Source organism: Arthrobacter sp. BG3 (genome assembly GCF_056680185.1).
In genome coordinates this window covers 847,735-870,383 of the sequence record NZ_CM155270.1, presented here as the reverse complement: position 1 = coordinate 870,383, position 22,649 = coordinate 847,735, and the positions used below count along the sequence as shown (strand labels likewise).

18 protein-coding genes are annotated in these 22,649 nt (G+C 69.3%); 5 read left to right on the top strand and 13 right to left on the bottom strand.

Annotation, left to right across the window (positions count from 1 at the left end; translation table 11 throughout):
- Positions 1–55 precede the first annotated feature (55 nt).
- From AC1MFL_RS03895 to AC1MFL_RS03885, 3 genes are read right to left on the bottom strand one after another with little or no spacing between them, the layout of a single operon-like run.
- Positions 56–277, bottom strand: a complete 222-nt coding sequence (locus AC1MFL_RS03895) for an SCO4848 family membrane protein (protein WP_479813555.1) — start codon at positions 275–277, stop codon at positions 56–58.
- Positions 278–280: 3 nt separating this feature from the next.
- The gene (locus AC1MFL_RS03890) at positions 281–778 is read right to left on the bottom strand and encodes a DUF2505 domain-containing protein (protein WP_226761901.1); all 498 of its coding nucleotides are present in this window, start codon (positions 776–778) and stop codon (positions 281–283) included.
- Positions 779–826: 48 nt separating this feature from the next.
- Positions 827–2,362 carry an SDR family oxidoreductase gene (locus tag AC1MFL_RS03885; RefSeq protein ID WP_479813554.1) on the bottom strand — a complete coding sequence of 512 codons (1,536 nt, stop codon included), beginning with the start codon at positions 2,360–2,362 and terminating at the stop codon, positions 827–829.
- Between the two features lie 295 nt (positions 2,363–2,657).
- Here AC1MFL_RS03885 and mfd point away from each other — a divergent pair, with 295 nt between their 5' ends.
- Positions 2,658–6,350, top strand: coding sequence for a transcription-repair coupling factor (gene mfd / locus AC1MFL_RS03880; RefSeq protein ID WP_479813553.1), 3,693 nt, complete (start codon positions 2,658–2,660; stop codon positions 6,348–6,350).
- A gap of 3 nt (positions 6,351–6,353) precedes the next feature.
- Positions 6,354–7,187, top strand: a complete 834-nt coding sequence (locus AC1MFL_RS03875; RefSeq protein ID WP_479813552.1) for a metal-dependent hydrolase — start codon at positions 6,354–6,356, stop codon at positions 7,185–7,187.
- 78 nt (positions 7,188–7,265) lie between these two features.
- Here the strand turns inward: AC1MFL_RS03875 and AC1MFL_RS03870 are convergent, their stop codons facing one another.
- The 6 genes from AC1MFL_RS03870 to nirB all read right to left on the bottom strand — a co-directional run bounded on the left by AC1MFL_RS03870 (position 7,266) and on the right by nirB (position 14,484).
- Positions 7,266–7,499: a hypothetical protein gene (locus tag AC1MFL_RS03870; protein WP_301228907.1), complete on the bottom strand. Its 234-nt coding sequence runs from the start codon at positions 7,497–7,499 to the stop codon at positions 7,266–7,268.
- Between the two features lie 63 nt (positions 7,500–7,562).
- Positions 7,563–8,303, bottom strand: coding sequence for a deoxyribose-phosphate aldolase (gene deoC, locus AC1MFL_RS03865; protein ID WP_479813551.1), 741 nt, complete (start codon positions 8,301–8,303; stop codon positions 7,563–7,565).
- A gap of 193 nt (positions 8,304–8,496) precedes the next feature.
- Positions 8,497–9,357, bottom strand: a complete 861-nt coding sequence (locus AC1MFL_RS03860) for an FAD-dependent oxidoreductase (protein WP_479813550.1) — start codon at positions 9,355–9,357, stop codon at positions 8,497–8,499.
- 149 nt (positions 9,358–9,506) lie between these two features.
- Positions 9,507–10,712: a uroporphyrinogen-III synthase gene (locus AC1MFL_RS03855; protein WP_479813549.1), complete on the bottom strand. Its 1,206-nt coding sequence runs from the start codon at positions 10,710–10,712 to the stop codon at positions 9,507–9,509.
- A gap of 5 nt (positions 10,713–10,717) precedes the next feature.
- The gene (gene cobA, locus AC1MFL_RS03850) at positions 10,718–11,752 is read right to left on the bottom strand and encodes a uroporphyrinogen-III C-methyltransferase (RefSeq protein ID WP_479813548.1); all 1,035 of its coding nucleotides are present in this window, start codon (positions 11,750–11,752) and stop codon (positions 10,718–10,720) included.
- A gap of 2 nt (positions 11,753–11,754) precedes the next feature.
- A complete protein-coding gene (nirB, locus tag AC1MFL_RS03845; RefSeq protein WP_479813547.1) occupies positions 11,755–14,484 on the bottom strand; it encodes a nitrite reductase large subunit NirB in 2,730 nt (909 codons plus the stop codon).
- A 270-nt stretch (positions 14,485–14,754) separates the two neighbouring features.
- On the opposite strand from nirB, the gene nirD reads away from it, so the two are divergent.
- Complete coding sequence (gene nirD / locus AC1MFL_RS03840) at positions 14,755–15,132, top strand: nitrite reductase small subunit NirD (protein ID WP_479813546.1); 378 nt, start codon at positions 14,755–14,757, stop codon at positions 15,130–15,132.
- A gap of 18 nt (positions 15,133–15,150) precedes the next feature.
- Here nirD and AC1MFL_RS03835 read toward each other — a convergent pair whose 3' ends face one another.
- Complete coding sequence (locus AC1MFL_RS03835) at positions 15,151–16,902, bottom strand: phospho-sugar mutase (protein ID WP_479813545.1); 1,752 nt, start codon at positions 16,900–16,902, stop codon at positions 15,151–15,153.
- Positions 16,903–17,033: 131 nt separating this feature from the next.
- Between AC1MFL_RS03835 and AC1MFL_RS03830 the strand changes: the two genes are divergently transcribed.
- Entirely contained in the window at positions 17,034–17,516 is a 483-nt protein-coding gene (locus AC1MFL_RS03830; protein WP_479813544.1) for an RrF2 family transcriptional regulator, read from the top strand.
- Between the two features lie 16 nt (positions 17,517–17,532).
- Here the strand turns inward: AC1MFL_RS03830 and AC1MFL_RS03825 are convergent, their stop codons facing one another.
- A complete protein-coding gene (locus AC1MFL_RS03825; RefSeq protein WP_479813543.1) occupies positions 17,533–18,351 on the bottom strand; it encodes a purine-nucleoside phosphorylase in 819 nt (272 codons plus the stop codon).
- Positions 18,352–18,494: 143 nt separating this feature from the next.
- Here AC1MFL_RS03825 and AC1MFL_RS03820 point away from each other — a divergent pair, with 143 nt between their 5' ends.
- Positions 18,495–19,910, top strand: a complete 1,416-nt coding sequence (locus AC1MFL_RS03820) for an NAD(P)H-quinone dehydrogenase (RefSeq protein ID WP_479813542.1) — start codon at positions 18,495–18,497, stop codon at positions 19,908–19,910.
- A 71-nt stretch (positions 19,911–19,981) separates the two neighbouring features.
- Here the strand turns inward: AC1MFL_RS03820 and AC1MFL_RS03815 are convergent, their stop codons facing one another.
- A complete protein-coding gene (locus AC1MFL_RS03815) occupies positions 19,982–21,439 on the bottom strand; it encodes a benzaldehyde dehydrogenase (protein ID WP_479813541.1) in 1,458 nt (485 codons plus the stop codon).
- Positions 21,440–21,450: 11 nt separating this feature from the next.
- Positions 21,451–22,611 carry an NAD(P)-dependent alcohol dehydrogenase gene (locus AC1MFL_RS03810; RefSeq protein ID WP_479813540.1) on the bottom strand — a complete coding sequence of 387 codons (1,161 nt, stop codon included), beginning with the start codon at positions 22,609–22,611 and terminating at the stop codon, positions 21,451–21,453.
- Positions 22,612–22,649: the final 38 nt, after the last annotated feature.

The following is a 22,649-nucleotide window of genomic DNA, read 5'->3' as shown; positions in this document are numbered from 1 at the left end:
AGCCGGCACTCTGGCGCCCAGCCCCGCGGCACCCTGGCAGCGGCCGGCCGGCTCGTTAGCCGAGCAGGCCGGCAACCCCGATGGCCGCCGTCGCCGCCCCGAGCAGCATGGAAATGCTGACGAGGACGACGTGGACCGTGAGGAAGCGGGTGGCTTTGCCGTTCGCGTCGCGGGACCGCTCATCCTTCATGACCCGGCGCAGAAACTGCGGCCAGACGGCGAGGGACCAGAGGCCCGCCACGATCAGGACGACGGCCAGGATTGCCGGCAGCTCCACGCGCTAGTGGCTTTCGAGCCAGGCCTGGGCCTGGGTGGACTGGATGTTCAGGGCCTTGCCCACCATCGGTTCGGCCGCTTCGGCGATCTTGCCACCCAGGAACGGCACGGAGGACGTGACGGTGCCCTCCAGTTCGATCCGGGTGCTGCCGCCGTCGGAGACCAGGCGCTGGACGGCGTTGACGTCCAGGGGCGCGCCGGACACCTTCAGGGTGATGTTGCTCAGCCGCGAGCCGTCTGCGGCTGGGGCGTCCCAGCTGTCGAGCTGTGTCACCTTCAGGCTCTCGCCGACGAACTTCCGGGCGATATCCGGCATCCGGTTGGTGGGGATGGTCCGCACGGTGGTGGTGTTGAAGGCGCCGGCCGTGTCGCCGTCGACGACGAAGGACTCAAGGGTGCCGCCGACGAGTTCGCTCGTGTGGCGCAGGAAGTCCTCGTTCACGAAAACCGCGGTCACGCGGTCAACGCTGTGCGGAAGGTTGGTGGATGCACTCAATGCCATTGGGGGTCCTCCGTGGGGTGGAACTGGTCGTTTCGGGCTCCAAACATCCTACGCGGTGTGCCGGGCCGGCTCCGATTCGAGGTCCTGGAGATCCTTGGCCGCAGCCGTGATATTCCGGGACATGGCCGGGAAGATCAGGCTGTGGAACGGCAGCACCGCGAGCCAGTACAGGCGCCCGCTGAGGCCTTTCGGGAAGAAGATTGCCCGCTGGCGGTAGCGGCTGCCGGTTCCCTCCGGCTCCACGGACAGCTCCAGCCAGGCCCGGCCCGGCGCCCGCATTTCCGCGCGCAGCCGGAGCAGCCGGCCGCGGTCGATCCGCTCCGCCCGCCACCAGTCCACCACTTCGCCCTCGGCCAGCAGGTGCGGGTGCCGGCGGCCGCGCAGCAGCCCGGCGCCGCCGGTGAGCTTGTCCAGCCAGCCGCGGACGCGCCATGCCAGCGGTAGCGAATACCAGCCGTTGCGGCCGCCGATGCCTTCGATGATGGTCCAGACGTACTTCGGATCCACCGGGCTGGAGTAGGTGCGTTCGTCCAGGTACACCCGGTGCCCGGCCCAGTCCGGGTCGCTGGGAAGGGGATCGGCGTCGGCCCCGGCGCTGGCCCAGGTCGTCTCGACCTGACCGTCGCGCTCCTTGGCCAGGGCAAGCGCGACGGCGCCGCGGTAGGGGGTCAGCCCGCCCTCGGGCGGCGGGATGTACGCGTCGATGTCGTGTTCCCGGGAGACGGCATCGTGCTGGAGGGACTCCACGAGCGGCAGGGACATCGACAGCGGGATCGGCGTGGTCAACGCCACCCACATGCCCGCGAGCTTGGGCGCGGGAATGGGGAGCGCCAGCACCACACGGTGCGGGAGCCCGGCCTCGGCAGCGTATTCCTGCATCATTCCCGCGTAGCTGAGGACCTGGCGGCAGCCGATGTCGAAGGTGCGGTTGATCGGGCCTTCGAGCGATGCGGCACCCACGAGGTAGTGCAGCACGTCGCGCACGGCAATCGCCTCGATCTTATTGCGGACCCAACTGGGGGCCGGCATCAGGGGGAGCGTCTCCGAGAGGTGCCTGATCATCTCGAACGACGCCGAGCCCGAGCCGATCACGACGCCGGCCTGGAAGACGATGGCGTCCACCGGGCTGTCGAGGAAGACCCTGCCGACGGCTTCGCGGGACCGCATATGGGTGGACAGTTCAGCGTTCGCGGGGTGCAGGCCGCCCAGATAGACGATCCGGGCCACCCCGGCGTCGGCTGCCGCCCGCGCCGCAATCTCCGCCATCGCCTTTTCCTTGGATTCGAAGCCCGCCCCGGCCGCCATGGAATGGACCAGATAGTAGAGGACGTCGACGCCGTCCAGCGCCGCGCGGAGGGCATCGCCGTCGTCGAGGCTGCTCTGGATGACTTCGACGTGATCAAGCCACGGAACGCCGGCGATCTTCGCCGGCGTGCGGACCAGGACCTTCACCTTGTGCCCGGCTTCCAGCAGGCGGGGAACCAGCCGGCCGCCGATATAGCCGGTGGCGCCGGTGACCAGCACCGTCTTCGGCTTGCCGGTGGGAGCGGTCGGTGTCTGTGCGGATTCGGGGGTGCCGGTCATGGTGACTCCTTGTCGTCTACAAAGCATTCGGAGCGCCAGGCCGTCTGGACGGCCGCGTGTCCTGCCAGCCTAGCCCGGGGGCCGTTGGCGCCGGCAGGCCGGTCTAGCAACGCGGGGTCACCTAGCGCCCATAATGGCCCTCCGGATGGGCGCTACGTGACCCCGCGTTGTTCCGGCGGGACGCTGCATCCGGTGACTTCGGGCCGCGCGGTAGGCTGGGGGTACCCGGGATTCTCGCGAATTCCGGCTATTCGTGTTGCCTGCGTCCCCCGTGATCCCTTCAGGAGCTACCGTCATGAGCCTCAACGGCCCCTCACTCACCGGTTTGCGCCGTGTCCTCGCCGAAGACCGGAACTACGCCCGCGTCCGGGCCGAAGCGGCCCGCGGGTTCGCGGACCGCAGCGAGGACTACCAGATCAGCGCCCCCGCCGGCCTGCGCTCGGCCCTGCTGGCGGAAATGGCCGACGGGCTCTCCGCCCTAGCGGGAGTCACCGCGGATGCCACCGCAGCAGACACCGCGGCAGATGCGGCGAAAGGCAGCGGCGGCAGCCTCGCGCCGGTTGTCCTGGCCATCACCGCCACCGGCCGTGAAGCCGAGGACCTGACCGAAGCGCTGCGCGCCTTCCTGCCGGCCGACGCCGTCGCCGAGTTCCCCAGCTGGGAAACGCTCCCGCACGAACGGCTGTCACCGCGCTCGGACACGGTGGGCCGGCGCCTGTCCGTGCTGCGCCGGCTCGCGCACCCGGAAACCTCCAGCGCCGGCGCCCTGCGCGTCGTCGTCGCCCCGGTCCGGGCGGTCGTGCAGCCGATCGTCGCCGGCCTCGGCGAGCTGGTGCCGGTCACCCTGAAGGTGGGCCAGGAGGCCCCGTTCAGCAGCGTCGTGCGGAGCCTGGCCGACGCCGCCTACGCCCGCGTGGACATGGTCACCCGGCGCGGTGAATTCGCTGTCCGCGGCGGGATGCTTGATGTCTTCCCGCCCACCGAGGACCACCCCATCCGGGTGGAGTTCTTTGGCGACGAAGTGGACCAGATGCGCTGGTTCGCCGTCGCGGACCAGCGCTCGCTGAGCGCGCCGGGGGTGCACCACCCCACCGAACTGCACGCCCCGCCGTGCCGTGAAATCCTGATCACTCCCTCGGTGATGTCCCGCGCCGCGACACTGAAATCACAGCTGCCGGCCGCCGCGGACATGCTGGAGAAGATCGCCGGCGGCATCGCCGTCGAAGGCATGGAGTCACTGGCCCCGGTGCTCGTGGACGCCATGGTGCCGTTCCTGGACCAGTTCCCGGCCGGCTCGATGGCCGTGGTGATCGAACCGGAAAAAGTCCGGACCCGCGCCCACGACCTCGCCGCCACCAACGAGGAATTCCTTGAGGCAGCCTGGTCGACGGCGTCCGACGGCGGCACCGCACCCCTGGATTTGAGCTCCGCCGCGTCTGAGGCCCTGCACTCGGCCAGCTTCCGCTCCCTCACCGATACCCGCTCCGCGGCCCTCGGGCACGAGGTGTCCTGGTGGTCCATCACCTCGCTGGCCACCGACGAGGAACTGCTGCCCGACGTCGACGTCCTGAACCTGCACGCCCGCGAACCCCGCGGCTACCAGGGCAACGTCGCCGAAATGATGGACTTCATCGGCTCCCACGTCCGGGACCAGTGGCGCATCGTGGTCGTCACCGAGGGTCCCGGCCCGGCGCAGCGGCTCGCCGAACTCTTCCACGACAACGACATCCCCTGCGCCCGGGTCGACTCCCTGGACGAGGACCCGCAGGCCGGGCTGATCGAGGTGACCACGGCCGCCGTCGGACGCGGTTTTGTCCTGGAGCCGCTCAAGCTCGCCCTGCTGACCGAGGCGGACCTGCTGGGACGGACCTCGGCCGGTTCCACCAAGGACATGCGCCGGATGCCGTCGAAGCGGCGGAACGCCGTGGACCCGCTGCAGCTCGTGGCCGGCGATTCGGTGGTGCACGAACAGCACGGCATCGGCCGGTTCGTGGAACTGATCCAGCGCAAGGTGGCCGGGGGAGGCGACGGTGTGCGCGAATACCTCGTGCTGGAATACGCGCCGTCCAAGCGCGGCGCCCCCGGCGACCGGCTCTTCGTGCCCACCGACCAGCTGGACCAGGTCACCCGCTACGTCGGCGGGGACACCCCCGCGCTGAGCAAAATGGGCGGCGCTGACTGGGCCAGCACCAAGTCCCGGGCCCGCAAGGCCGTCAAGGAAATCGCCGGGGAACTGATCCGGCTCTACTCGGCACGGATGGCCTCCCGCGGCTACGCCTTCGGCCCCGACACCCCCTGGCAGCGCGAGCTCGAGGAAGCCTTCCCGTACGTGGAGACCCCGGACCAGCTGACCACCATCAACGAGGTCAAGGCGGACATGGAGCGGGAGATCCCGATGGACCGGCTGATCTCCGGCGACGTGGGCTACGGCAAGACCGAGATCGCGGTCCGCGCCGCGTTCAAAGCCGTCCAGGACGGCAAACAGGTCGCCGTGCTGGTGCCCACCACGCTGCTCGCCCAGCAGCACTACGAAACCTTCACCGAACGGTTCTCCGGCTTCCCGCTGGTGGTCAAGCCGTTGTCCCGCTTCCAGGGCGCCAAGGAGGCAAAAGAGACCGCCGAGGGCGTCAAGGCCGGGTCCGTGGACGTGGTGATCGGCACCCACCGGCTGCTGTCCAAGGACTTCGCGTTCAAGGACCTCGGCCTGGTGATCGTGGACGAGGAACAGCGGTTCGGCGTCGAACACAAGGAGGCGCTGAAGAAGATGCGCACCAACGTGGACGTCCTCGCCATGAGCGCCACCCCGATTCCCCGGACCCTGGAAATGTCGCTGACCGGCATCCGCGAGACCTCCACGCTGGCCACCCCGCCGGAGGAACGCCACCCGGTGCTGACGTACGTGGGCCCGTACACGGACAAGCAGACCTCCGCGGCGATCCGCCGCGAACTCATGCGCGAAGGCCAGGTGTTCTTCGTGCACAACCGGGTGTCCACGATCGACCGCACCGCGGCGAAGATCCGCGAACTGGTCCCGGAGGCCCGGGTCGAGGTGGCGCACGGGCAGATGTCCGAGAGCCGGCTCGAGCAGATCATCGTGGATTTCTGGGAGAAGCGCTTCGACGTGCTGGTCTGCACCACCATCATCGAAACCGGGCTGGACATCTCCAACGCGAACACCCTGATCGTGGACGGGGCCGACAAGTACGGGCTCTCGCAGCTGCACCAGCTGCGCGGGCGGGTGGGCCGCGGCCGCGAACGCGCCTACGCCTACTTCCTGTACCCGTCCGAAAAGCCGCTGGGCGAAGTGGCGCTGGAACGGCTCAAGGCCGTCGCCACCCACAACGAGCTCGGCGCCGGCATGCAGCTGGCCATGAAGGACCTCGAGATCCGCGGCGCCGGCAACCTGCTCGGCGGCGAGCAGTCCGGCCACATCCAGGGCGTGGGTTTCGACCTTTACATCCGCCTGGTCGGCGAGGCCGTGGCCGAATACCGGGGCGAGGCCGAGGAGAAGGCCGCGGAGATGAAGATCGAGCTGCCGGTCAACGCGCACCTGCCGCACGACTACGTGCCGGGCGAGCGGCTGCGCCTCGAGGCGTACCGCAAGCTTGCCGGGGCGATCACCTACGAGGCGATCGAGGAAGTGCTCGCCGAGCTCGTGGACCGCTACGGTGAGCTGCCGCTTCCCGCGAAGAACCTCATCGACGTCGCCCGCTTCCGGGTCGGCGCCCGCGAAGCCGGTCTCAGCGATGTCGCCCTGCAGGGGAACTTCATCAAGTTCTCCCCGGCACAGCTGCCCGAGTCGAAGCTGATGCGGCTCACCCGGATGTACCCCGGATCGCAGTCCAAACCCGCCCTGGACGCGGTGCTTATCCCCAAGCCCAAGACCGCGCGGATCGGCGGCCGCGACCTGCAGGACGCCGAGATCCTCGAATGGGCCAACGGCGTCATCCGCAACATTTTCTCCGACGCCCCGCTTGCGGTGAAGTAAAGAATGATGGGAGGACACCACGCCGCGTCGGGAGCCGCGGCGTGGGTGGCCATTGCCTCGACCGGTCCGTACACGCTGGGCTGGTATCCGCTGGACCCGACCGGAATTGTGATCGGCGGGATGGCGACGGCGGGGACGGCACTGGTCTGTGACTGGGACCACCGCTCCAGCACGGTGGCGCACTCGCTGCCGCCGCTGTCGAACGTGATCGCAGTCGGCATCGAGAACGTCTCCGGCGGGCACCGCCAGGGCACGCATTCCCTGCTCGGCGCCGCGTTCTTCGTGCTGCTCGCGGCGCTGGCGGGGCAGCTGCAGCTGCAGACGGACTGGGGCCTGCTGTCGGTGGGCGCCGGGCTGCTGTGCATGTTCATGATCAACATCGCCGCGAAAGCCCTGAAGCTCTTCCCGAAGTACGGCTGGATCAGCAACTGGGTCCTGGCCCTCACCACGGCCGGACTGGTGACCTGGTTCGCGCCGCACCAGTGGACCTGGCTGCCGGTCTCCATGCTGACCGGCGTGCTGGTGCACATTGTGGGGGACATGATCACGACCGGGGGAGTTCCGCTGCTCTGGCCGCTGGTGATCAAGCCGCCGAAAGCCCTGCGGAAGCTGCCGCTGCTGAAGGACGTCTGGAAGGCCAACGGGGCGTTCTCGGTCCCGCTGCTGGGCCGGGCCGGGTCGCGGCGGGAGTGGTTCGTGCTGATCCCGGTCAGTGCCTACGCCATGATCGGCATGTTCGGCGCGGTGCTGGCCGTGGCCAAGGTGCACTGGCCCGCCGCGGTGGCCATCGGGACCGGCCTGGTCCAAAGCCTGTTCGGGCTGCTCGCCGCCGCGTAGCGGCCGGCCAGGTGGCCCCGGTTAAATGACTGAAGCTCCGAAAGATCCGGAGCTTCAGTCATTTAAGTATCGGGCGCTTCAGCTTTCGCCCGCGGAGTCAGAGCGGCCGGTGATGGTCTGCGGTATCCAGAATGCCAGGGCGAACAGGACGAGGCAGGCGGCCATCGGCCACGGGTTGCCCAGCGACAGGAAGCTCAGCGAGTAAAGGGAAGCGCCGAAGAGGACCATCATCAGGACAAACAGGACGATGCTGGAGCCGAGGCCGTTCTCGTTCTGCGGGGTCTGCTGGGTCTTCGCGGTGTTGCTGGACATTCGTTCCTCCTCGGCCCCGTGGGGCTCAAAACTGTGGCGGCTTCGGTTGTTATCGGATAGCAGTCAGTACGCGGAGGAACCCTGTTCACCCTTGACGATCGCGATGCCGGAGCTGGCGCCAATACGTGTTGCACCTGCAGCAATCATAGCCTGTGCATCGGCGAGCGAACGCACCCCGCCCGAGGCCTTGACACCGAGGTCCGGGCCCACCGTCCGGCGCATCAGCGCGACGTCGGCGGCAGTGGCCCCGCCGCCGTTGAAGCCGGTGGATGTCTTCACAAAATCGGCGCCCGCCTCGACGGCGGCCTCGCAGGCCAGCACCTTCTGGGCGTCGTCCAGCAGCGCCGTTTCGATGATGACCTTCAGGATGGCGCCCCCTTCGTGGACGGCTTCCGCGACGGCCGTGATGTCATCGACCAGGGCGCCCTTGTCATTGGCCCGGGCCGCGGCAATGTTGATCACCATGTCGACTTCCTCGGCGCCGTCCAGTACGGCACCGCGGGCCTCAAAGGCCTTGACGTCGCTGGGGGTGGCGCCGAGCGGGAAGCCGACGACGGAGCAGGTCAGCACACCGGAGCCCCTCAGGGCCTTCTTGACCGTCTTGACCCAGACCGGGTTGACGCACACTGACTTGAACCGGTATTCGGCAGCCTCGGCACAGACCTTGAGGATCTCAGCCTCGCTTGCCTCCGGCTTGAGCAGCGTGTGGTCGATATGGGAGGCAATATTTCCCGGGGTTCCGGGCGTTACGGCTTCCCCGGCAGCGGCGGCAGCCCTTCCGGCAGTCGCGGCTTCGTTGCTCATGGTGGTCCCTTTCCTGGCGGGCCTGGGACTGTATTGCCCCCCGGGGGTTGCCCCCGGGGGTTGTCCCCGAGGTTGTCCCCAAGGTTGTCCCTCCGGGGGCCTTGGGGCCTGCAGACACCGCATTCTTCGTGGCTTCTCAGGTGTCCATCTTGCCATAACAGGCCCTCCCGCCGGAGGGCATCCGCGCAGGCGTTCAGGCGGCTTTCGCCAGGGGCGCCGCCATGCCGGCCTGGAGCAGCTGGGAGGCGCAGACGGACGCCGCCGAGGAGGCGGCCACCAGCAGGCCCAGGCGCACGCCGTCGAACACGGCGGCATCCCCGATGGCCCAGATTCCCGGGACGGAGGTGCGGAAGTCACGGCCGATGACGATCCCGCCCTGACGGGCTGTCTTCAGCCCGGCGCTGACCGCGAGGGCGTCACGGGCCACCGGTTCCTCGGCCAGGACCACGAGGTCCCCGGCCATGCTGGAACCGTCCTCGAACACAATCCCGGCAGCCGCAAGGGCCGACCCGGCGAGGGTGGGAACGACGGCGGCCGGCCGCCGGGTCGTGCGGAGGGGGCGGACACCGCGGGCGCGCAGCACGGCCTCGGCCTGGCCCGCGGCCGTTCCGGTGCCGACCAGGATGCCCAGCGGCCGCCGGCCAAGGACCCGCGTGACGTCCTTGACGGCCTCGCCCAGTCCGGCGGCGTCGTCGATCGTTGAGTAGTTCAGGCACCGGCCTTCCCCTGCCAGCGGTGCGCCCGCGGGGGAGGACCCGGTTGCGATGACCAGCTGGTCGTAGCTGAATTCCAGGCCGTCCGCCGTGGTGACATAACGGCTGTCCGGGTCAACGTAGCTGGCCGGCTGGCCGAAGCGGACCGAGACCTGCGGGAGGGCAGCGAGTTCCAGGAGCTCCTCCGGGGCGTCATCCCGGTTGCTGAGCACCGTGATGCCGCCGGCGAACGGGGTCCGGGTGAGCTGGCGGACGAGGGCCTGCGCGGCGGGGCCGGCCCCGGCGATGACAATCCTGGGCCGGGTCTGGGAATCGGCGGAAGCGGTGGGGGTGGCGGACATGGTGGGTCCCTTTCGCTGGGGGCCGTTGGTGTGGCCTGACTGCTTGTTGGTCCCCAGCGTAGGCGGCCGATTTTTCCGGCGTGTTTCCACGGTGTTGCCGTATTTTCGCGGCCCGTTCGCCAATGTTTACCGGCCAGTAATGCCGTGGGTCACACCCGGATCCGGTAGCCGCGCTTCACCACGGTTTCCACCAGCCGGCCGTCCGGCAGGGCGGAGCGCAGCCTGCTGACCGTCATGTCCAGGGCGTGGACGGACCCGCGGAGTTCCAGCAGTTCGGACAGCGACTCCCGGGACAGCACAGCGCCGCCGGCGCCCAGCAGCGCCCGCAGCAGCAGCAGCGGCGCGGGAGCCAGCTCCACGGACCCGCCGTCGATCCGCAGCGAGCGGCCGCGGAGTTCCACCCGGCCGGACACGGTGTCCAGGCGGCGGACGTGGTTGAGGGCGAGGTGCTCCACCACGAGCCGGATCAGGGCGCCCATCCGGAACCGCTCCGGGATCAGCGGCTGCAGTCCGGCATCGATGAGCGGCTGCGCGGTGATCGGGCCGACGACGGCGGTGGCCACCGTGGTCTTCAGGCTCTCCACGAGCTGCTTGTACAGGCCCATCTCGTGGGCGGTGCTCCACATCGCGTCCACCGCGGGGGCGCTGGTGAAGGTCAGCACGTCCAGGTTGCCGCTGCAGGCGGCCTCGATGAGCCGCGGCAGCCGGTCGGCGCCGTCGGGCTTGACCCAGCGGTACGGGGTGACCGTCAGGACCGTGGCCCCGGACATCCGGAGGCGTTCGAGCTGGCGGACGTCGGTATAGCCGTGCAGCTGCACCGCGACGGTTTTGCCGCGCACCCCCTCGGCCAGGAGCAGGTCCACCAGGGTGGCGGTGGTTTCGTCGCTGCTGATCCCGACGTCGGCCAGTCCGGCCGCGCGGACTGCGCCGCGGGCCTTGGGGCCCCGGACGAACATCCGGGTGGCGCCGAGGGTTTCCAGCAGCTGCTCGCCGATCCCGAAGGTGTCCGCGGCCTCGCACCAGCGCCGCATGCCGTAGGCGGTGGTGGCGATGCACAGTTCCGGGCGTGCGGCGATGATGGTGCGGGTGTCCTCGATCAGGCTCAGGTCCTCCTGCACGGGGGCGATCTTCAGCGCCGGTGCATGCAGCACCTCGGCGCCGCGCCGCTCCAGGGCCTCGATCAGGTCCTGGGAACGGCGGTGCGAGGTCACGCCGATCCGGAAGCCCTCCAACGGCAGCTCCACAATCTGCTCCGCGGCCCCGGTCACCGTCCCGGACCCAGCCTGCTCCGCGGTCTGCGGTGCCGGGCCGGCGCCGGGCAGCCCGGCCGGGGCGATGGCGTTGAGCGCGCTCACGGCCTTCACGCCCCCATCAGGGAAGCAGCCAGGCGGTCCAGTTCGGCTTCCGCCTCCGCGCAGCCGCGGTTGGCCTCAGCCACCCGGACGACGTCGCCGATCACCAGTACAGCCGGGTTGCTGCAGTCCGCAGCCGCCGTGGTGATGGTGGCCAGCTCGGCCACGGTGGTCCGCTGGCCGGGGCGGTAGCCGCGTTCGACGACGGCCATCGGCATGTCAGCGCGCATCCCCGCCCGGCGCAGCCCTGCGGCGAGCTGGTGCAGCGTGCCGATGCCCATCAGCACCACGATGGTCCCGCCCAGCCCGGCCAGGTGCATGTGCTCCTTCTCGGTCAGCGGGGCGTGGCCGGAGACGACGGTGAACATGTGGCTGACCTCGCGGTGCGTGACCGGGATCCCGGCCGCGGCCGGAACGGAAATGGCGCTCGTGACACCGGAGATCACGCGGACCGGGACACCGGCCTTCACGCAGGCGGCCACTTCCTCGCCGCCGCGGCCGAACACGTACGGGTCGCCGCCCTTGAGCCGCACCACGTTCTTCCCGGCCAGGGCGGCCTCCACCATCAGCTCCTCGATGCCGGACTGGCTGACCTTGTGGTGGCCGGGGCGCTTGCCCACATCCACCAGGTCGGCCGTGCTCAGTGCCGGCAGCTCCTGATAGGGGGCCAGCCGGTCGTAGAAGACGACGTCGGCGTCCCGCAGGGCCTCGACGGCGGCGACGGTCAGCAGCTCGATGGTTCCCGGCCCGCCGCCGACCAGGGTGACGTGGCCGGCCGCGCCGGCGGCGGGTTCCACCGCGACCGGGATGCCGGTTTCCCGGCAGCGGTCCAGCAGCGCCGCCCAGCCGTGCTGGCCGTCATCGACGGCGGCGACCAGGAAGGGGCGCTCCGGCAGGGGGCCGTCGTGGCGGGCACCGCCGGGGCTGCTGAGCCGTGAGACGACGGCACCGGCGGCCCGGTAGCGGCGGACGGCCTGGCGGGCTGCGGTGTCCGAGCCGGTGACGAGGACTTCGCGTCCACTGAGATCGATGCTGAGCTGCATGGTTATACCTCGTTCTTGTCGCTTGCACGGACCGGGATGGAAGAACCGATGACTACCGGCTGCCTGCCGGCCAGCGCCTTCTCCTCCGCCGTGGCGGGACGCATCTGGCCGCGCTCGTCGGGGACGAAGGTGATGGAATCGTCCAACTGGCCCGGCGCGTTGACGAACGAGCGGAACCGGCGCAGGCGCTCTGGGTCCTTCAGCGTGTCGGCCCACTCGTCCACGTAGGTGTCGACGTGCTTGGCCATGGCGGCCTCGAGTTCCGCGGCGATGCCGAGCGAATCCTTCACCACCACCTCCTCGACGTGCTTCAGGCCGCCGTCGAGCTCCTCCTGCCAGCGCGCGGTGCGCTGCAGCCGGTCCGCGGTGCGGATGTAGTACATCAGGTAGCGGTCGATATACTTCAGCAGGGTGTCGTCGTCGAGGTCCTTGGCCAGCAGCTGGGCATGTGCCGGGGTGGCACCGCCGTTGCCGCCGACGTAAAGGTTCCAGCCGTCTGCGGTGGCGATGACTCCGACGTCCTTTCCGCGGGCTTCGGCACATTCCCGGGCGCAGCCGGAGACACCCATCTTGAGCTTGTGCGGGCTGCGGAGGCCGCGGTAGCGCAGCTCCAGGTTGATGGCCATGGCGACGGCGTCCTGGACCCCGAAGCGGCACCAGGTGGACCCGACGCAGGATTTCACCGTGCGCAGGGACTTGCCGTAGGCCTGGCCGGACTCGAACCCGGCGTCGACCAGTTCCTTCCAGATTTCCGGAAGCTGCTCCAGCCGGGCGCCGAACATATCGATCCGCTGGCCGCCGGTGATCTTGGTATAAAGGCTGTACCTCTCGGCGACGGCGGCGATCACACCGAGCTTCTTCGGGGTGATCTCGCCGCCCGCGATCCGCGGGACCACCGAGTAGGTGCCGTCCTTCTGCATGTTGGCCAGTGCGCGGTCGTTGGTGTCCTGCAGGGTGCCGCGGCCGGCGTCCAGGACGTAGGCGCTGTTCTGGCTGGCCAGGATGTTGGCGATGGTCGGCTTGCAGATGTCGCAGCCTTCGCCGGTGCCGTATTTGGCCATGACCTCCTCGAAGGAGGTCAGCTCCAGGACCCGGATGGTTTCGAAGAGTTCCTGGCGGGAGAGTTCGATGTGCTCGCAGAGGGCCTTGGAGACCGCGACGCCGGACTTGGTCAGTTCGGTTTCGAGGAGCTTCTTGAGCATCGGCACACAGGAACCGCAGCTGGTCCCGGCGCGGGTGCAGCCCTTCAGTTCGCCGAGCTCCCGGACGGGGGCGTTGCCGTCACAGGCCCCGCAGCCGTTGACGGTGTCGCGGATGGTTCCGGCGGACACGTTGTTGCAGGAGCACAGGATGGCGTCGTCCGGGAGCTGGGTCTCCAAGACTTCGTCCCCGGCGTCGCCGCCGGCCGCGGTGAGGTAGGCGCCGGGTTCGGCGGCCAGTTCGCGGCCCAGCATGGGGCGCAGGGAGGTGTACGGGGTGGCGTCGCCGACGAAGATGCCGCCCAGCAGGGTCTTGGCATCGTCCGTGGTGACGATCTTCTGGTAGACCCCGCGGGCCGGGTCGGCGTAGACGATTTCCAGCGCGTGCTCGGTGCGGGCGAACGCGTCGCCGAAGCTGGCGACGTCGACGCCGGAGAGCTTGAGCTTGGTGGCGGTGTCAAAGCCCGGGAAGGTCGCGTCGCCGCCGTGCAGCCGGTCCGCGACGACCTCCGCCATGGTGTTGGCGGGCGCCACCAGGCCCAGGCACATGCCGCCGAAGTTGGCGACCTCGCCGATCGCCCAGATGCCGGGAACCTGCGTTTCGCAGCCGTCGGAGATCACGACGCCGCCGCGCGGGCCGAGCTGGAACAGCGGAGCTGTGTCCTCCGCCGCGGTGCCTTCCATGCTTTCCGGTGCCGTGCCGTCGGCCGTGCCGTTGGCGGCGCGGAACAGCTCGTCGCGGGGCTTCACGCCGACCGCGACGATCACGAGGTCGGCGTCGATGATGCGGCCGTCGGCCATCAGCACGCCGGTGACCTGGCCGTCGTCGTCGGACAGGACTTCGGAGGGGAACACGCCGCCGTGGACCGTGAAGCCCCTGGCTTCGATCAGGCGGCCGAGGGCCTGCCCGGCGCCCTGGTCCAGCTGGGTGTTCATCAGCCAGGGGGAGCCGTTGATGACGATCGGGGTGGCGCCGAGCTGCTCGGTGCCGGCCGCGGATTCCAGGCCCAGCAGGCCGCCGCCGATGGTGACGGCGTTGACTCTGCGGCCCAGCTTCTCCGTCAGCTCCGCGATGGCCTTGTTGATGGCCCAGACATCTTCCAGCGTGCGGTAGACGTGGGTGAGTTCGGATCCGGGGATCGGCAGGCGGGCGGCGTCGGAGCCGGTGGCGACCACCAGCTCGTCATAGGGGTACACGGTGCCGCCCGCGGTGGTCACGGCCTTGCCCGCGATGTCGATGCCGGTGACGCGCTCGCCGGTCTGCAGCGTCAGCGCCTCGTGCTCCCACATCGAGGCGGCACCCAGGGTGAGGTCGACGCCGGAGTCGGTGAGGGCCTTGCTCAGCGCGACGCGGTCGTAGGGGAGGTGCGCTTCCTCGGTGAGGACGGTGACGTTCCAGCCGTCGAGGCCCCGGGCGTGCATTGCGTCGGCGAAACGGTGGGCGGCAGGGCCGCCGCCGGCAACCACGATGCGGCGCGTAGCTGTGCTGCGCTCAGCATCCTGGTTCTGGGGGCTTGAAGTCTGTCCGGTCACGGTGGGCCTTTCGCAGGGGCCGCAGTCAATGCACTGCGGCCTTCTCAAATCGAGGTGTCCATCCAGACTAGGCAAGCGCAGTTTCGCTTCAGTTTCCCTTATGTTTCGTGATCTTAACTTCTGCATCACGGACTCGTTTCCGGCGGCGTGAGGTCTCTTTTACCCGCCGGACACATTAACTGCACGCTGCTGTTACACCCCGGACCTAGCTTGGGTATGTGGCCGCAGTTGCGGCTGAGCCCGGGAGAGATGTACCAGAGAGGGGCCGGAATGACTGCCGTACTTGAGAGCGCAGCACGGAGCTTTGTTGAACACCCCAGCTGCGGGACCGGCTGGCACCGCGTGTGCGCAGTGGAGGACCTGGAACCGGCCTGGGGCGAGGCCGCGCTCATTGCGGGGCGCCAGGTGGCGTTGTTCCGGACAGGGGCCGGCGAGGTTTTTGCCGTCGCCCAGGAGGATCCGGCGACCGGGGCGCACGTGATGGCCCGGGGTATCACCGGGTCCCGCGGCTCGCGCCCGACGCTTGCCTCGCCGCTGCACAAGGAGGTCTACGACCTCGGCACGGGGGAGTGCCTGGGCTCGCCGGAACTCCGCCTCCCGACCTTCGGTACCCGGATTGTGGGCGGGTACATTGAGGTCGAACTCTAGGGGCGGAGCCGCGAGGCGCTAGAGCCCCAGCGCCTCGCGGACGTCCGCGAGGACGCCGTCGAGCGCGGCACGCGCCTCGTGCCGCGCCGCGGGCAGTTCGGCGGCGGAGTCCACGCTGCGGATGACCTCCAGGTAGCACTTTAGCTTGGGCTCGGTTCCGCTGGGGCGGATGATGATGCGGCTGAGGTCCCTGGTCAGGTACAGCAGGCCGTCGGTGGGCGGCAGCTGTGCAGTGCCCTCGGCGAGGTCGGTGACGGTTTCGACGGCGGAGCCGCCAAAGGATTCCGGCGGGCTGACGCGCAGCCGGTTCATCATGGCATCCAGCAGGCCCAGGTCAGCGACGCGGATGCTGAGCTGGTCGCTCGCATGCAGGCCGTGCACCAGGTACAGCTCGTCGAGCGTGTCAAAGATGGTCTTGCCTGCGGCCTTCGCAGCTGCCGCGAATTCGGCGATCAGCACTGCTGCGGAGATCCCGTCCTTGTCCCGGACCAGTGCGGGCGCGACGCAGTAACCCAGCGCCTCCTCGTAGCCGTAGAGCAGCCCGGGAACGCGGGCGATCCACTTGAATCCGGTGAGGGTCTCCTCATGGGCGTAGCCCGCCGCCGCCGCGATCCGGGCCAGCAGCCGCGAGGACACGATCGAATTCGCGAACACTCCTGCTGTGGTTTCGCCGCTACTGCTGCCGCCGCTGCGCAGCCGCGCCACGACGTGCGCGCCGAGCAGGGCGCCGACCTCGTCGCCGCGCAGCATGCGCCAGGCACCGGTGTCGGGATCCTTCGCAGCAACCGCCGCGCGGTCGGCGTCGGGGTCGTTGGCGATCACAATGTCCGCGTCCACCCGGGCGGCGGTTTCGAGGGCCAGGTCCAGGGCGCCGGGCTCCTCGGGGTTCGGGAAGTTCACGGTGGGGAAGTCGGGGTCCGGCTCGGCCTGCTCGCTCACCAGCGTGACGTCGGCGAAGCCCGCTGCGTGCAGGACCGCCACGGCGGTCCCGCCGCCCACACCGTGCATGGGGGTCAGGACAATCTTGAGGTCGCGGGCCGGGAAGTGCTCCGGGTCGGCCAGTGCGGCGACGGCGGCCCCATAGCCGGCGGCGATGGACGGGTCCAGCACGGTCCAGCCCTCCGTGGCCAGGGCGACGCCGGACAGCTCGCCGACGGCGTCGATCTTCGCCGCGATCAGCCCGTCGTAGGGCGCCACGATCTGCGCGCCGCGTCCGTTCTCCTCGACGGCGTGCCGGCCCAGGTAGACCTTGTAGCCGTTGTCCTGCGGCGGGTTGTGGCTGGCGGTGACCATCACGCCGCCGTCGCATTCCAGTGCCCGCACCGCGTAGGCGAGCAGCGGGGTCGGCAGGGCGGCTGGCATCAGGAAGGTCTCGACGCCGCCAGCGGTGAGGACAGCGGCCGTTTCTGCCGCGAAGATCGCGGAGTTGTGGCGGGCGTCGTAGCCCACGACGGCGCGCGGCCGGACTCCGGGGGCGGCCTGGGCCACGGCGCCGGTCAGGAATGCCGTGAATCCGGCGGCGGCGCGGCGGACCACCACGCGGTTCATCCGGTTCGGGCCGGGGCCGAGGGGCGCCCGCAGGCCAGCGGTGCCGAACTGCAGGGTGCCGTTGAAGCTGTCGGTGAGCTCCTGCCGGGCCGACGCCGTGCCGTCGCCGGCGAGCCGGACCAGTTCGGTCAGGGTGGCGGCGGTGGCGGGATCCGGGTCCTGGGCGGCCCAGGTCCGGGCTTCGCTCAGCAGGCGGGTGAGTTCGGCATCAGGAGACGTCATAGGAACCAAACTAGTGCCAATCGCGGCGGATGCCTCCCCCGACAAGCGAGTGCCCGGCTTACGGACCGATCACAGCCGTCCCGCACGCCAGCCCTTGACAGGCAATTTTCCGGACACGTAGCGTCTGGAATATGAAGATGGGCCGTGGGGTGGAATGGGCTGTGCACAGTTGCGTCAACATGGCGTGGACACCGGCCGGGGAGGCTGTCAACAGTGCCCGGCTGGCGGAGTACTACAAGCTCCCGGGCGCCTATCTGAACAAGCAGCTCCAGGCGCTGGTCCGCGCGGGCATCCTGGGCTCCGTCTCGGGCCCGCGCGGCGGGTTCCACCTGGCCCGCAGGCCCGAAAACGTTACGGTGCTGGACATCGTCCTGGCACTGGAAGGCCCCGACCCGGTGTTTCGCTGCGAGGGCATCCTGGTCAATGTCCCGGATGCCGACACGGAACACAACTTCGTCCGGACCTGCCTGATCTCCCAGACCATGCGCCAGGCCGAACTCGCCTGGCGGCAGGCCCTGGCCCGGCAGACCATCGCCGGGATCGCCGATTCGATGGAGCGGCGCTTCCCGCAGGACAAGGTGAAGGCCGTGCGCTACCTGGCGTCAGGGAGCTGAACGCAGGAACCTGGGCTCAAAGCTTCGCGATGATCTCCGCGAGCAGCTTGGAGATCCGCGGGCCCGCGGCCTGGCCGGCCTCAAGGACTTCCTCGTGGCTCAGCGGCACGGGGCTGATGCCCGCGGCGAGGTTGGTCACGAGTGAAATGCCGAAGACCTCCATGCCAGCGTGGCGGCCGGCGATGGCTTCGAGCGCGGTGGACATGCCCACCAGGGACGCGCCGATCCGCTTGGCGTACTGCACCTCGGCGGGGGTTTCGTAGTGCGGGCCGGTGAACTGGGCGTAGATGCCCTCGTCCAGTGAGGGATCGACTTCGCGGGCGAGGCCGCGGATCCGCGGGGAGTACAGGTCGGTGAGGTCCACGAAGGTGGCGCCCTCAAGCGGCGAGGTGGCGGTGAGGTTGATGTGGTCGCTGATCAGGACAGGGGTGCCGGGCGTCCAGTCCTCGTTGAGGCCGCCGCAGCCGTTGGTCAGGACCAGGGTCTTGCAGCCGGCCGCCGCGGCGGTGCGGACACCGTGGACCACGGCGCGCACCCCTTTGCCCTCATAGTAGTGCGTGCGGGCGCCCAGGACCAGGGCGCGCTTGCCCTCCCTGGTCAGCACGGAGCGGATGGTGCCGACATGGCCCACCACCGAGGGGGAGGAGAAGCCCGGGACCTCGTCCGCGGACAGCGTGGCCGTGGTCTCGCCGATCAGGTCGGCGGCGTCGGCCCAGCCGGAGCCGAGCACGAGGGCGACGTCGTGCGCGTCGATCCCCGTCTCCTCGGCGATGTAGTCGGCGGCGGCGCGCGCGGCGTCGAAGGGGTCCGTGTTCAGGAATTCTGTTGTACTCACCGGTACAAGTTATCTTGCCGGCGGCGTGCTGCCCAGCACCGTGCCGGGCAACGGGTCCGGCCGCCTGTTCCTGCATTCTGCCCGGTGTGATGCGGGCCCTGATTCTTGGTGGAGCCGGTCCGAATGGTGGACAATGGCTGATTGTGACTACGCATCCCGATTTCAGCTCACCCCGCATCGCAATCCTGGGCGGAGGGCCCGGCGGCTACGAAGCCGCCATGGTCGCCGCCTCCCTTGGCGCGACGGTCACCATCATCGAACGGGCGGGGCTCGGCGGCTCCGCGGTGCTGACCGACGTCGTGCCCTCCAAGACCCTGATCGCGACGGCTGACCTGATGACCCGCGTCGGCGAGGCCGGCGAGCTCGGCGTCAAGTTCGACCTCGACGGCGGCGACTGCACCCCGACGATGCGCGCGGACCTCAAACACATCAACGACCGCCTGCTGCGGCTGGCCCGGCAGCAGTCCTCCGACATCCAGAAGGGCCTCGAGAACCAGGGCGTCCGGATCATCCTCGGCTCCGGGAAAATGCTGGACAGCCACACCATCGAGGTCCTTACCGCCGACGGCACCGAAACCATCGAGGCGGACGCGATCCTGCTGGCCGTCGGTGCGCACCCGCGCGAGCTGCCCACCGCCCGCCCGGACGGCATCCGGATCCTGAACTGGGCCCAGATCTACAACATGGACGAGCTCCCCAAGGACCTGATCGTGGTGGGCTCCGGCGTGACCGGCGCCGAGTTCGCCTCCGCCTACAACGGCCTCGGGTCCAAAGTCACCCTGATTTCCAGCCGCGACCGCGTGCTGCCCGGCTCGGACGCCGACGCCGCCGAGGTCCTGGAGGGCGTCTTCGAACGCCGCGGCGTCAAGGTGCTGTCCCGCGCCCGCGCCGAGACCGTGGAACGCACTGAGGACGGCGTCATCGTCACCCTCGGCGACGGCTCCAAGGTCACCGGCAGCCACTGCCTGGTCGCCGTCGGCTCCATCCCGAACACCGCCGGGATCGGCCTCGAGGAGGCCGGCGTGGCGCTCACCGAGAGCGGCCACATCAAGGTCGACGGCGTCTCCCGCACCACCGCGCCGAACATCTACGCCGCCGGCGACTGCACCGGGGTGCTGGCGCTCGCGTCGGTCGCCGCGATGCAGGGCCGGATCGCGATCGCCCACTTCCTCGGCGACAGTGTGATGCCGCTGAAGCTGCACCAGGTCGCGTCCAACATCTTCACCTCGCCCGAGATCGCGAACGTGGGCGTCTCCGAGGCCGAGATCGAGTCCGGCAAGTACCAGGCCGACGTTATCAAGCTGTCCCTGCGCAGCAACGCCCGCGCCAAGATGCGCAACCACCGGGACGGCTTCGTCAAAATCTTCGCCCGCAAGGGCTCCGGCACCGTGATCGGCGGCGTCGTGGTGGGGCCGAACGCCTCCGAGCTGATCTTCGCCATCTCCCTCGCCGTCACCCAGAAACTGCACGTCGACGACGTCGCCAGCACCTTCACCGTGTACCCGTCACTGAGCGGCTCGATTTCCGAAGCGGCCCGGCGCCTGCACGTCCACATGTAGCCCGGGCGCCCCACGTCAGAAGGGTCCAACGGCCATCGCCGTTGGACCCTTCTGCTTATCCGCTTATCCGCTTAGAACGGGTAGGGGGCGATGTCCGGACGCACCGTGAGCCACTGGATTTCCGTGAAGGACTCCATATTGGCGTGGTGCCCGCCGATCCGGGAGCCGTTGCCGGAGTTCTTCGTGCCTCCGAACGGTGAGTTCGCCTCGTCGGACACTGTTTGTTCGTTGATGTGGACCTTCCCGGAGTCCAGCTGGTCGGCGATGGTCATGGCCATGCCCACATCGCCCAGGATGCCGATCGAGAGCCCGTATTCGTTGCCGTTGGCGAGGGCCACGGCTTCCTCCACGGTGGAGAACTTCATCACCGGGGCTACGGGGCCGAAGATCTCGTCCTTCCACGCCGGGCTGGCCACGTCGAGGTCGGCGAGGACGGTGGGCTGGTAGAACCTGCCGTCGTGGGTTCCGCCGGCCGCCAGCCGGGCCCCGCCCTGCACGGCGTCCTGGACGATCGAATCGATCCGGTGCAGCTGCTTATCGTCGATGATCGGCCCCAGCGCCACGGTCCCGCTCGTCGGGTCTCCAACGGGAAGATGCGTGGCCTTCTCCGCCAGGGCGCTGACATAGTCATCGTAGATGTCCTCATGGACGATGTGGCGCCCGGCGGCCATGCAGATCTGGCCCTGGTGCATGAAGGAGCCGAAGGCCGCGGCGGAGGCGGCCTTCGGCAGGTCAGCGCCCGGCAGCACAATAAGCGCGTTGTTGCCGCCGAGCTCCAGGTGCGCGCGTTTGAGCAGCCGCCCGGCCGCCTCGCCAATCTTCCGCCCGGCCGCCGTCGAGCCGGTGAAGGCGATGACGGCGACCTCGGGGGCCTCGACGACGGCGGCGCCGATCTCGGCTCCGCCGGGCAGCAGCGCCAGCACCCCGGGTGGCAGTCCGGCCTCCTCGAAGATCCGGACCAGGGTAACCCCGCCGCAGACGGCCGTGCGGGGATCCGGTTTGAGCAGCACGGCATTGCCGAGGGCCAGCGCCGGGGCGACGGCACGGATGGAGAGGATCAGCGGGAAGTTGAACGGCGCAATCACGGACACGACGCCGGCCGGACGCCGGCGGGCGAAGGACCAGCGGTTTTCGTTCGAGGTGAGGACGTCCCCGGCCGGGAGCGAGGGCAAAGCCGAGGCGTCGTAGCATTCGTTGGCCGCAATGTGCGTCTCCAGTCCTGCTTTGGGCCCGATGCCGCCGGACTCGCGCACGATCCATTCCTGGATCTCGGCGGCATGCTCCTCCCAGAGCATCCCGGCGCGGCGCAGCACGGCGGCGCGGTCCTCGGGGTTGAGTTTCGCCCAGTCCTTTTGGGCGGCCGCCGCTGTTGTGGCGGCTTCGCGGACATTGTCGGCGGAGGCGAGGCCGTAGCTGCCGAGCGATTCGCCGGTGGCGGGCTCGATAGCGTCGGCTGTCCCGCCGCCTCCGGGGCGCCAGCCGTTGAGGTAGATCTTTCCCTCCCAGAGGGAGGCGTCAAGCAGGGACATGTCCTGTCCTTTCATCGTGGGTGAGTCGTGTGCTGGAGCATTGGATTGGAGTCTTGCTCGAAGTTGATCCGCAGGACGGGTTTGATCGTGCTGCCGGATTTGCTGTCCGCCATGGCCTGGGTGATCTCGTCCACGGAATAGAACTTCACCAGCCGGTCGAAGGGGAAGCGGCCCTGTTGGTAGAGGCTGATCAGCGCCGGGATGAGCCGTGCGGAAGCGGAAGAGCCACCCAGGGTCCCGACGATCCGCTTGCCCCAGAGGGTCCGGAGGTGGTCCACCGAAAACCGTGCCCCGGCGGGAGCGCCGCCGATCAGGACGAGGGTGCCAAGCATGCCGATGACTTCGGCGGCCTCCTCCAGGACCCGGATGGAGCCGGTGCACTCAAGCACGTAGTCGGCCGGACCGCCGCAGATCCTCCGGATTTCCTCGATTGCATCGGATGTACCGGAATTGATGGTGTGCGTTGCCCCGAGTTCACGGGCCAGTTCCAGCCGCGAGTCGTGCAGGTCGACGGCAATGATGATGGCGGCCGGGGTGTTCCGGGCTGCCATGACCGCGGCCAGTCCGACGGCGCCGGCACCGTAGACCACGAGCGATTCGCCCGGTTCCGGCCTGGCCGTGTTGAACACTGCGCCGGCGCCGGTGGCGATGCCGCAGGCCAACGGTCCCACCAGCTCCAGAGGGACGTCCTTGTCCACCTTGACGAGGGAGGACGCGGTGACGAGCGAGTGGTCGGCGAAGGAGGACTGGCCGAAGAAGTGTCCGGAAATCGGGGTGCCGTCGGCCCGGGCGTAGCCGCTGGTCCCGGCGTCGGGTCCCTGGAAGCGGTGGCCGCCCACGAGGGCCTCGCCCAGCCGCGCGCAGTAGCGGTTCTCGCCGCGCAGGCAGTTGCGGCACTCCCCACAGAAAGGCCATCCAATGATCACGTGGTCTCCGGGGGCCACCCTCGTAACGCCGGTGCCGACCGCCTCCACCACTCCGGAGCCCTCATGGCCGAGTACCCCGGGCAGCGGGAAGGGCATATCTCCGGCCTGGGTGTTGGCGTCGGTGTGGCAGACGCCGGAGGCGACCACCCGCACCAGCGCCTCGCCCTGTCCGGGGGCATCGACAAAGAGCTCCTCGCGGACAAACGGCGCGTCCTTCGATTCGACCACCAGTGCGTTGATCTTCATATTCCATTCCTCGGATAGCCGGTTGCAGTCGGTGACGG

Coding starts and splice junctions, on each gene's coding strand:
- AC1MFL_RS03885 (WP_479813554.1), bottom strand. CDS start 2,362: ATGACCGGCACCCCCGAATCCGCACAGACACCGACCGCTCCCACCGGC.
- mfd (WP_479813553.1), top strand. CDS start 2,658: ATGAGCCTCAACGGCCCCTCACTCACCGGTTTGCGCCGTGTCCTCGCC.
- AC1MFL_RS03810 (WP_479813540.1), bottom strand. CDS start 22,611: ATGAAGATCAACGCACTGGTGGTCGAATCGAAGGACGCGCCGTTTGTC.
- AC1MFL_RS03875 (WP_479813552.1), top strand. CDS start 6,354: ATGATGGGAGGACACCACGCCGCGTCGGGAGCCGCGGCGTGGGTGGCC.
- nirD (WP_479813546.1), top strand. CDS start 14,755: ATGACTGCCGTACTTGAGAGCGCAGCACGGAGCTTTGTTGAACACCCC.
- AC1MFL_RS03890 (WP_226761901.1), bottom strand. CDS start 778: ATGGCATTGAGTGCATCCACCAACCTTCCGCACAGCGTTGACCGCGTG.
- cobA (WP_479813548.1), bottom strand. CDS start 11,752: ATGCAGCTCAGCATCGATCTCAGTGGACGCGAAGTCCTCGTCACCGGC.
- AC1MFL_RS03870 (WP_301228907.1), bottom strand. CDS start 7,499: ATGTCCAGCAACACCGCGAAGACCCAGCAGACCCCGCAGAACGAGAAC.
- AC1MFL_RS03860 (WP_479813550.1), bottom strand. CDS start 9,357: ATGTCCGCCACCCCCACCGCTTCCGCCGATTCCCAGACCCGGCCCAGG.
- AC1MFL_RS03830 (WP_479813544.1), top strand. CDS start 17,034: ATGAAGATGGGCCGTGGGGTGGAATGGGCTGTGCACAGTTGCGTCAAC.
- AC1MFL_RS03815 (WP_479813541.1), bottom strand. CDS start 21,439: ATGTCCCTGCTTGACGCCTCCCTCTGGGAGGGAAAGATCTACCTCAAC.
- deoC (WP_479813551.1), bottom strand. CDS start 8,303: ATGAGCAACGAAGCCGCGACTGCCGGAAGGGCTGCCGCCGCTGCCGGG.
- AC1MFL_RS03835 (WP_479813545.1), bottom strand. CDS start 16,902: ATGACGTCTCCTGATGCCGAACTCACCCGCCTGCTGAGCGAAGCCCGG.